Genomic DNA, 10,517 nt, shown 5'->3' on the forward strand with positions numbered 1-10,517 from the left:
GCTTTCAGCGCGGCGATCCTCGCCGCGCTGAAAGCCGTCGACACCAACGTGCTGATCACCGACAGCGATACCGCCACGGCGCTGCTTGCCAAGGGCGGCTGAGCCGGTTCGACTGGCTCCGGTGTTTCCCGCTAAATGAGCCCGCGCTCGCGCAAAAAATCCTCGACACCGACATGGGTCATGGATTCGAATTCGGCGACCGCCTCGGCCACCCGCTTGCGCTGCGCCGCCAACAGTGTGAACACCTGCTTCATCTCGCCGGAAACACCGAAACGGCTCCACCGCTCGGCGATGTGGGTGGGCAAGCCGATGTCGGCGCAGAACGCGTCCAGGCTGTCATAGCCGAGGCTGGCGACGAGCTGCCTGGTCTCGTCCGCCGACATGCGCGGCTCGAAGGCGTGGTCGTGCAGGCGCTGCGCCACCAGCTTGATGTCGGATGGCGACGCGCCCATGACCTTGCCGAACAGGGTTTTCACGTCAGACGGGTCGAATGCAGGCATATTTTGGCCTCCCTGGATCGCAATCCAGATAGAACATGGGTCAAGGGTCGGCGCCTGACAAGTCGTTTCTGTCGTAAGCCGGCGCATCATTCGACGCCGGCTTCTGCTTGATGGATCAGACCAGCAGGCCCATCGGATTTTCAAGGAGGTTCTTGAAGGCGACCAGCAGTTCGGCACCCAGCGCGCCGTCGACGGCGCGGTGGTCGGTCGACAGCGTCACCGACATCACGGTGGCGATCTTGATCTCGCCGTTCTTGACCACCGCCCGCTCCTCGCCGGCGCCGACCGCCAGGATGGTCGCATGCGGCGGGTTGATGACCGCGGCAAAATCCTTGATGCCGAACATGCCGAGGTTGGACACCGCAGTGGTGCCGCCCTGATACTCTTCCGGCTTCAGCTTGCGGCTGCGCGCACGGCTGGCCAGGTCCTTCATCTCGTTGGAGATGGCGGACAGCGTCTTTTCGTCGGCCTTGCGGATAATCGGTGTGATCAGCCCGCCCGGGATCGACACGGCAACGCCGACATCGGCATGCTTGTGCTTCACCATGGCGCTTTCGGTCCATGAGGCATTGGCATCCGGCACCGCCTTCAGTGCCATGGCCATCGCTTTGATGACCATGTCGTTGACCGACAGCTTGTAGGCTGGAGCGTCGCCCTTATCGGTCTTCTTCACCGGGGCTGCCGCATTGATCTGCGTGCGCAGCGCCAGCAGCGCATCGAGTTCGCAATCGAGCGTCAGGTAGAAATGCGGGATGGTGGTCTTGGCTTCGACCAGGCGGCGCGCGATGGTCTTGCGCATATTGTCATGCGGGACGAGGTCGTAGGAGCCCTGTTCGAACAGACGCAGCACGTCCCCCTCCCCCTTGAGGGGAGGGTGGCCGGCCACAGGCCGGTCGGGTGGGGTCGCTTCGACCGGTGTCGGCGCCAGGGCGGTGCTGAATTGGGCGGCGCCTCCTGAGGCGACCCCCTCCGTCCGCTTCGCGGACACCTCCCCCTCGAGGAGGGAGGAAAGTGCGGCGTCGATATCGGCTTTTACAACACGGCCGTATGGGCCTGTGCCGGATACGGTTGAGAGGTTCAGGCCAGCCTCGCGGGCTAGGCGCCTGGCCAAAGGTGTTGCGCGGGCTTTCCCCTCCCCCTCGAGGGGAGGGTGGCCGGCCGCAGGCCGGTCGGGTGAGGTCGGTTCGACTGGGCTCGACGGTACAGGGGTGCCTCCTGAGGCAACCCCCTCTGTCGACTTGGTCGACGTCTCCCCCTCGAGGGGGGAGATTGGCGCATAGCTTTCATCGTCGGCATAAATCCATGCAACAGCTGCACCGACCGCAATATCGACACCTTCCTTGCCGGTGACGTCGCGCAGCACGCCGCTGGCCGGCGCGTCGATCTCCATCGCCGCCTTGTCGGTCTCGATCTCGAACAGCACATCGCCCTTCTTGACGTGCGCGCCTTCCTCGGCGAACCAACGCGAGATCTGTCCGGTCGCCATGTCCATGTCGACCTTGGGAAGAATGACTTCGGTCGGCATTTCTCAGCGAACCCCTTTCACGAGGTCACGCGCAGCGGTGATGATGTCGGGAATTTGCGGCACCGTCGCCTTCTCGAGCTCCGGATTATAGGGGATCGGCGTTTCAGCGCCGCCCAGCCGCACGATCGGCGCATCGAGATAATCGAACGCTTCGCTCTCGGCGATCATGGCGCTGACCTCGGCGCCGATGCCCAGCGTCTTGACCGCTTCGTAGACGCATAGCAGCCGCGACGTCTTCTTGACACTGTCGATGACGGTCTGCTTGTCCATCGGCCGGATGGTGCGGAGATCGACGACTTCGACGTCGATGCCTTCGCTCTCCAGCGCGGCAGCCGCGTCGAGCGCCTTCTGCACCATGATCGAGGTGGCGACGATGGTCAGGTCGCGGCCCTCGCGGCGGATATCTGCCTTGCCGATCGGCACGGTGTAATAGCCTTCGGGCACCGGTCCCTTCATCTTGTAGAGCAGCTTGTGCTCGAAGATCATGACCGGATCGGGATCGGCGACCGCCGCCAACAGCATACCCTTGGCATCATAGGGGGTCGCCGGCTGGATGACTTTCAGACCCGGCACATGGCCGAGCCAGGCTTCCAGGCTCTGGCTGTGCTGAGCCGCCGCACCGGTGCCGGAACCGGCGGGAAAGCGCATCACCACGGGAACTGAAACCTCGCCGCCCAGCATGAAGCGCATCTTGGCCGCCTGGTTGACGATCTGCTCCATGGCAAGCGTGGCGAAGTCGGAAAACTGGAACTCGAAGATCGGCCGCATGCCCGTGAGGGCAGCGCCCACCGCGACGCCCGCGCCGCCCAATTCCGAAATCGGCGTGTCGATGACGCGGTCAGCGCCGTAACGTTCGACCAGGTCGCCGGTGACCTGGAAGGCGCCGCCATAGACACCGATATCCTCGCCCATCAGGAAAACGCGTTCGTCCATGTCCATGGCGATCGCCATGGCTTCCTGGATCGCCTGGGCGTAGCTCAGTTCACGCACCATCGCGTCCATCACGCCTGCTCCGTATACACGTAATTTCCGGTCTCGCTGATATCGGGCGATGGGCTCGCCTTGGCGAACTCGATGCCCTCGGCGATCTCTTGCGCCACGGCATCGCGAATGGCCTCGATGCCCTTGTCGTCGATGAAGCCGAATTCCCTGAGCTCGCTTTCGAACAGGGTGATCGGATCGCGGTTCGACATCCAGTCCTCGATCTCTTCCTTGGTACGATAGCGGTTGCGGTCGCTCTTGGAATGGCCGCGATGGCGGTAGGTCTTGGACTCGATCAGCGTCGGCCCCTCGCCGGCGCGGGCTCGGGCGATAGCCTGATGAGACGCCTCGGCGACCTCGGAGAAGATGTTGCCGTTGACGATGACGCCCGGCATCGAATAGGCGGCGGCGCGCTCGGCGATGTTCTTGACCGCGGTCGAGCGGGCTGTCGATGTGGACATGCCGTAGCCATTGTTCTCGCAGACGAAAATGACGGGCAGCTTCCAGACCGCCGCCATGTTGAGCGCCTCGTGGAAAGCGCCTTCATTGTTGGCGCCATCGCCGAAGAACGAGACCACGACCTTGCCGGTCTTCATCATCTTGGAGGACAATGCCGCCCCGACGGCGATCGGGATGCCGCCGCCGACGATGCCATTGGCGCCGAGATTGCCCTTGCCGACATCGGCGATGTGCATCGAGCCGCCACGGCCCTTGCAATAGCCTGTGGTCTTGCCGAAGAACTCGGCGAACATGCGCTTGACCTCGGCACCCTTGGCAATGCAGTGGCCATGACCGCGATGCGTCGAGGTGATCTGGTCATCCTCGGCAAGCGGCATGCAGATGCCCATGGCGCTGGCTTCCTGGCCGATCGACAAATGCATGGTGCCGTGGATGAGACCGCGCGTGTAGCACTCCTCCGCGCCCTCTTCGAAGCGGCGGATCAGGTACATCTTGTGGAGCACCTCCCTGAGCTGCTCGGCGCTGTACTGGCGGTAGACGAAGGGCAGATTGGCGCGACTGTCAGTGACGGCTTTGCTGGCTGTGGCCATGATCACGCTCCCACGGACCCATAGACGAGCTTGTCCTGGCGGGCGCGCAGTTCGGCGATCTTGGAGCCCGCCGCGGGCGCTGCATTCGCGTAGGTTATGAGCTCGCCCTTCTTGATCGGCGCGGTGACCGAGCCGCCCTGCAGCAGGCCGCAGGGAATGGCCTTGGCGGCGCGCGCCTCCGGCGTCGTCATGATCCAGGCGCGGTAGCAATATTCACCGATCGCATCGAGCTTCTCGCCGGGCTTCATGTCCTTCTTGGCCACGGCGGCGACTTCGGCCACCGGTTTGGCCAGCGGCACCATGTCGGCCTTGCCGTAGAGCACGACGCGCGCGCAGGTCAGCGGCACTTCGAGCGAGGTCAGGTGATAGGGACGATGGAAAGTGAAATACGGGCCTTTGCCCATCTTCAAATCTTCCATGCGCTCGGAGATGCGCGGATGCGACATGTCGGCAACGACGAAGACGCCGGGCGCGACACCCTTGCCGATCGAATAGTCGACGACGCCGACCCTCGACAGCACGCCGCCATCCTTCTGCGGCACCAGCACCTTGGACAGTTCGCCAAGCGTGGCCGCCGGGCCATGCATGCCGGCCTTGTCTGGAACCAGGCCGGTGGCATTGGCGATCGCCGCCATCTCGACCATGGTCTTGGAGCCGTCGACGAATTCGACCAGCATCCGCACATTCATGTGCCGGCGCTTGGCTTCCTCCTCATAGTCTGGGGGAATGGCGTCGATGTTGAGCGGGTTGTTCTTGCCCTTGCCGGCGGCAACGATCGGATGCCCCATGGCCGAAACGAACTCGATCAGCTCCATGCAGGAGGACGGCTCATCGCCGGCGCCCAGCGAATAGGTGACGCCGAGCCGGTCGGCCTCGCTCTTCAGATAGGCGCCGATGGTGACGTCGGCCTCGACATTCATCATCACCAGATGCTTGCCATGTTCCATGGCGCGCAGCCCGATCTCGGCGCCGACGGCGGGAACCCCGGTGGCGTCGATGACGACGTCGATCAGATCATTGTTGATGACAAGGCTGGCATCGTTGGTGACCGCCACCTTGCCGGCTTCCATCGCCGCCGTCATCGCCGACGCGTTCGACACCTCGCGCGCATGCCCGGTTTCCTGGAAGGCGATATCGACGGCCTTGCTGGCGGCAGGCAGGTTCAGTTCGGAAATGGCGCCGATCTCGATGCCCGACATATGGGCGACACGAGTGACGATGTCAGTTCCCATCTCGCCCGAGCCGATCAGGCCGATGCGGATAGGCTTGCCCGACTTGGCGCGTTCCTCGAGATCGCGGGCAAGGCCCGTCAACGAAACATTGGAAGCCATACCGCTCGTTCCTCCCATAATGCAGGCTTGTTCGATTGCCTGACGGGTATTGAACATCTGTATTTCTGTCAAGACTAATGTCCAGATTGTCGTGCTTAAAACCACTTTCCAGGCAGCCCGAACCATGGACGAAAACGAAGCCGCGAACCGCACGGCGCGCGAAGACAGGTTCGCTCGCAGGCGGAGCCAGCGCGGAACGCTTTTTTGCGATTACGGCCGGTCGTGAAATAAAAGTACCGAAATATTAGATTGTAAAATTTATCTTTCACAGCGTGTTCTCGCGTGCTAGCGTCGCGTCATGAACTGGAAATGAACTGCGCTTCCTGGGGTGGCCTTTTCCGGTCTGTTCCAAATAGGTCTGCCAAGGGACGTTGCGGCCGATGAAGATGAAAACGCCTGGCGAGAAGACTGTTTCCGGTGAGACCGAGGTGGCCAGCGCGCTGGAAGCCAGGTTGCGCGAGGGCTGGCTGGAGTTCGCGCGGACCGAGCAGGCAATCGCGCGATACCTGCTCGCCAACATCCATGACATTCCCTTTGAAACTGGCGCCACCATTGCCGCCGGCGCCGGCGTAAGCGAGGCAAGCGTTACCCGTTTCGTGCGGCGTCTCGGCTACACCGACCTCAAGGAAATGAAGCGTGGCCTGCGCTCCGCACCGAAAGCCGCTGGCCCGGGCCTGGACAGTGCCGAGTTGCGTTTCCGCATCGGCGGCGAAAAGCAGGAACGATTGGCTCGCAGCCTGGAGATGGAGCAGCAGGCCTTGACCGCGGCTTATGGCCTTGCCCAGGGCGAGATATGGTCCGAAATCGTTCATCTGCTGAGCACCTGCGATCGCGTGAACTGCGTCAGCTTCCAAGCCGTGAAGGGACTGGGGCTCGATTTCGCGACGCGTCTGCGCTGGGTGAGGAGCGATGTCCGCTTTGCCGAAGGTTTGGGCGGCACGTTCTCAGAAATCCTCACCGATAGCGGCGAAAATTCTTGCGTGCTGCTGATCGACACGGCGGAATACGCAGCGATGAGCTTTCGGCTGTGCGCCCAGATCAAGCGCCGAAAGATTCCTCTGATCATCGTTACCGACAAATACAGTCATTGGGCATCTGAATACACAAAACTGGCGCTCGAAGTATCGACGCGCGTCGACCTGTACTGGGATTCGACGGCCGCCATAAGTTCGGTTCTGAACCTCCTCACGCATTCCGTTGCCGAGAAACTTGGCAAATCGGCCGAGACGCGGATGAACGAGCTGGAGGATATCGCCGGGATCCTGCGAACCTTCCACAAACCGCCACGGCGCGTCGCACGGCACATCAAAGAGGAAGAAGGCGAAGAATGACGATGCATCACCCGTTGCTGAAACCGTGGACAGTCAGGGCAGGCGCATGAAGTTGACGGAATACGCCGCCTATGACGGCGTCGGTCTGGCCGAGCTCCTACGCAATCGGGAAGTTACGCCGCGCGAACTGGGCAACTGCATCCTTTCAGGGATCGCCGCGGTCAATCCGCAGCTCAATGCCGTGATCGAAACCTATGCCGATGCGATCGAGGGGCTGGGCGACGTTCCCGGACCCGCACCTTTCCACGGCATGCCGACATTGACCAAGGATTTCCCTATCGAAGCCGGCCGGCCGGGAGAGTTTGGCAGCGTTCTCGCCAAGGGTTTCATCTGCGGCGAGGATCACGCCTTCTGGGCGAAAATGCGATCCGGCGGCCTTGCCAATATCGGGCGTACCACCACGTCGGAATTCGGCATAGCGGCGGCAACCGAATCCTCTCTCTATGGTGCGACACGCAACCCCTGGGATACCAGCAGGGGTGTTTCGGGATCGAGCGGCGGCGCAGCCGCGGCCGTTGCCGCCGGCATCGTTCCCGTCGCGCAAGGCGCCGACGGTGGCGGCTCCATTCGCACCCCCGCCGCCTTTTGCGGGGTCGTCGGCCTGAAGCCGTCCCGTGGACGGATCAGCGGCGCGCCGGAATCGAATGCGCCAATGCTGGGTCTCGCCATTTCATTCATGCTGACACGCTCGATCCGCGACACGGCGGCTTTGCTTGATCTGGGTTCTGGTGCGCTTCCCGGCGACAGCTATGAGATCGTCCCTCCGACCACCAGCTATGCCCAGGCGATCAAGACGCCACCCAAGGCTTTGCGCATTGCCCTGTGCACAACGTCCTGGTCCGGCTATCCGCTCGACCCCGAGGTGAAGGCGGCAGTCCTCGAAGTGGGCAAGAGGCTGGAGCAACTGGGCCACAAGGTCGTCGAAGCCGGGCCTGTGTTCGATTATGAGCGCTATCTGGCGGCACAGAAAGTGATCTGGGCAGCTTCTACGGCGCAGTCGCTCGACGAGTTGGCGGGCCTGCTGCGGCGGCCGATCGATGAAGACAGCCTGCAGCAGACGACACTTGCCGTCTACCGCCATGGCCGAACGCTCGATGCGGCAAGCCTGATCGCGGCTCTCGCGGTGTATGACCGGATCACGCGGACGGTTGGCGAATTCCTGGCCGTCCATGACGTGCTGGTGACGCCGACTTGCGCGATCTCGCCGGAGTTGCTCGGCACGTACGACCCGGATCGTCCTGGCCGCGACATCGACACGGTGTTCGCCGATCTGGCGCCGAAGGAGACGTTCAGCGCGCTCTTCAACGGCACCGGATCGCCGGCGATATCCCTGCCGCTCGGCTGGACGCAAAACGGCCTGCCGATCGGAGTGCAGTTTGTCGCCGCGTTCGGACGCGACGATCTGCTGCTGCGGTTGGGTGCGGTGCTTGAAGCCGACTACGCCTGGCACCAGCGCAAACCACCTACCCACATCACCAAGACTGCTTGAACCAACAACGACTGCTTGAACCAACAAGCATGGAACCGCCCCGGGAACATCATCAACGAAAATGGGAGATTGTCATGGACCGCAGAGTATTCCTCAAAAGTGCGGCGTTTGCCGGCTTCAGCATCGCGACGTTGCCGGCCACATTGCTTCGAGCCAATGCTGACGGCAGCAAGATACTGCGTATGGCCTATGGAGCCGAGGTTCTCACCCTGGACCCGATCAAAACCACTTACGGAGCCGATATCCTCATCCAGGGCATGATGTATGCACGCCTGCTGCATGCCAATGCCGATCGCACTGAAGTCGGCCCGGGCCTTGCCGAGAGCTGGGACATCGCGGATGACGGCAAGACCTATACCTTCCACCTGCGCGAGGCCAAATTTTCCGATGGGTCGCCGATCACGGCCGAGGACGTGGCGTTCAGCTGGAACCGCATGCGCTTCCAGAAGGATTCCGCCTATGCGGCGCCGTTCCAGCCCCTGACCAAGATCGAGGCAAAGGACGCCAGGACAGTGGTGATGACGCTCGATCGCAAATTCACGCCCTTCCTGACGCTGACCGAAATCTGGAATACCGGCATTGTGCCGAAGGCAGCGGTCGAGAAAATGGGCGACGACGCTTTCGCCAAGGCGCCGGTCACATCAGGGCCGTTCAAATTCGTCGAATTGAAGCCGGGAGACCGCGTGGTCCTTGGCCGCAACGAGCACTATTACCGCCAAGGCGAGCCCAAGATCGACGGCGTCGAATTCCGCTATGTCCCGGACGACAACACCAGGGTCTCGATGTTCCAGGCGGGCGAGCTCGATGTCTGCCTAGGAGTTCCGGCCCCGCGCATGGCCGAGTTGAAGGCCGCCGGCTTCCGCGCCGACCCTGAACCTTCGAGCACCACTTATGACATGCTGATCAACCATTCGGCAGAACCCTTCAACGACCTCAAATTCCGCCAGGCCGTCAGCTACGGCATCGACCGCACCGCCATCAATGCCGCGGTGACGCTGGGTCTCGGCACGCCGGCCAGTTCCATCATGAGCCCGACACTCGATTTCTTCGACAAATCGCTGCCAGTCATTGCCCGAGACGTCGAAAAGGCCAAGGCCCTGTTGGCTGAATCCGGCAAGACCGGAGCCAGTTTCGAACTCATTCAGAATGCCGGAAGTGCCGACGAGGAAAAGGCGGCGGTGCTGATCCAGGCGCAGTTGGCGGAAGTCGGCATCACCGTCAACATTGCCAAGATCGATTCAACCCAGGCATGGACCCGCCTCGCCGATGGCGAGTACCAGGCGGAAATGAACTGGTGGTACAACGAGACGCGAGATCCCGACAACGCATTGCGCTGGTGCGTCTGGGGCGCGGGCGACAACAAGTCCTACTACACCCGCTACAACAACGAAACGGTCGACAAACTGATCGATGAAGCCTCGGGCGAGGCGGACAATGCCAAACGGGCCGAGCTCTATGCCCAGATCCAGAAGACCGTGGTGGACGAGGTGGCGCAGGTGGCGCTCTATCACCCGACGTGGCTCAACGCCTATGCTCCGAGCGTGAGAGGGTTGGTCCTGAACGTCGGCCTGCAATTCTCGTCCATCGGCGGGACCAGCCTGGATTGATCGGCACAGGATGCGAGACGGGGACGAGATCTTCGTCCCCGTCTCGCATCGATTTGACACCAGGATCCCGACCCATGAATCGATTCTCCTTCGTGCTCAGGCGGCCGATACAGTTGATCCCCGTGCTGCTGGGTATCAGTGTGATCACCTTCCTGCTGCTGCAAATGACACCCGGCGATCCGGTTCGCCTCATGCTTGGCCCCAAGGCCAGTCAGGAGGCGATCGAATTCGTGCGGGCGCGATACGGTCTCGATCAGCCCATCCCCGTGCAGTATTTCTATTACGTGCTGAATTGCCTGCGCGGCGATTTCGGTCAGTCGATCGCCTTCCGGGGTCCCGTCAGCGGCGTCATCGCGGCACGGATCGCGCCAACGGTTTTCTTGATCCTCTATGGCCTCGTGATCTCGCTGCTGTTGACATTCGCGCTCGCGGTCACCGCTGCCCGGCAGCGCGGACGGTGGATCGATCACCTCATCCGTCTCGTCTGCGTCGCGGGCGTCGGCGTGCCGTCCTACTTTGTCGGCCTGCTGCTGATCATGGGCTTCTGCCTGCGGCTGAAGATCTTCCCCGTATCCGGTTACGGGCCGACCTTTTTCAACAATCTGTGGCATCTGTTCCTGCCGGCCCTGACGATCGGCATCGGGGTGACGCCGATCCTCGCGCGCAATCTGCGCGCGACCTTCATTCAGCAGATGGACAAGGAT

Annotated in this window: 9 protein-coding genes; 4 read left to right on the plus strand and 5 right to left on the minus strand. The window is 62.3% G+C overall.

Going from position 1 to position 10,517, the window contains the following annotated elements:
- Positions 1-131: 131 nt before the first annotated feature.
- The 5 genes from EN964_RS12665 to EN964_RS12685 form a co-directional block, all read right to left on the minus strand.
- A complete protein-coding gene (locus EN964_RS12665; RefSeq protein WP_127271283.1) occupies positions 132-500 on the minus strand; it encodes a hypothetical protein in 369 nt (122 codons plus the stop codon).
- Positions 501-615: 115 nt separating this feature from the next.
- A complete protein-coding gene (locus EN964_RS12670; RefSeq protein ID WP_127276412.1) occupies positions 616-2,025 on the minus strand; it encodes a pyruvate dehydrogenase complex dihydrolipoamide acetyltransferase in 1,410 nt (469 codons plus the stop codon).
- A 3-nt stretch (positions 2,026-2,028) separates the two neighbouring features.
- On the minus strand, positions 2,029-3,027 hold the full coding sequence (locus EN964_RS12675) for an alpha-ketoacid dehydrogenase subunit beta (protein ID WP_127267172.1): 999 nt from the start codon (positions 3,025-3,027) through the stop codon (positions 2,029-2,031).
- A complete protein-coding gene (locus tag EN964_RS12680) occupies positions 3,027-4,055 on the minus strand; it encodes a thiamine pyrophosphate-dependent dehydrogenase E1 component subunit alpha (protein WP_127267165.1) in 1,029 nt (342 codons plus the stop codon). The genes EN964_RS12675 and EN964_RS12680 overlap by 1 nt, the downstream gene beginning before the upstream one ends.
- Positions 4,056-4,057: 2 nt before the next feature.
- Positions 4,058-5,386, minus strand: a complete 1,329-nt coding sequence (locus EN964_RS12685; RefSeq protein ID WP_127267166.1) for an NAD(P)H-dependent oxidoreductase — start codon at positions 5,384-5,386, stop codon at positions 4,058-4,060.
- 428 nt (positions 5,387-5,814) lie between these two features.
- Between EN964_RS12685 and EN964_RS12690 the strand changes: the two genes are divergently transcribed.
- From EN964_RS12690 to EN964_RS12705, 4 genes are all read left to right on the plus strand, one after another.
- Entirely contained in the window at positions 5,815-6,717 is a 903-nt protein-coding gene (locus EN964_RS12690) for a MurR/RpiR family transcriptional regulator (RefSeq protein ID WP_164749042.1), read from the plus strand.
- Positions 6,718-6,763: 46 nt separating this feature from the next.
- The gene (locus EN964_RS12695) at positions 6,764-8,206 is read left to right on the plus strand and encodes an amidase (protein ID WP_127267168.1); all 1,443 of its coding nucleotides are present in this window, start codon (positions 6,764-6,766) and stop codon (positions 8,204-8,206) included.
- Positions 8,207-8,280: 74 nt separating this feature from the next.
- A complete protein-coding gene (locus EN964_RS12700) occupies positions 8,281-9,813 on the plus strand; it encodes an ABC transporter substrate-binding protein (protein ID WP_164749041.1) in 1,533 nt (510 codons plus the stop codon).
- A gap of 74 nt (positions 9,814-9,887) precedes the next feature.
- Positions 9,888-10,517, plus strand: a 630-nt coding sequence (locus EN964_RS12705) for an ABC transporter permease (protein WP_164775802.1), incomplete at its 3' end; no start/stop codon positions are given.

Origin of the sequence: Mesorhizobium sp. M7A.F.Ca.CA.001.10.2.1, from assembly GCF_003998575.1 — a bacterium.
Taxonomy (GTDB): domain Bacteria; phylum Pseudomonadota; class Alphaproteobacteria; order Rhizobiales; family Rhizobiaceae; genus Mesorhizobium.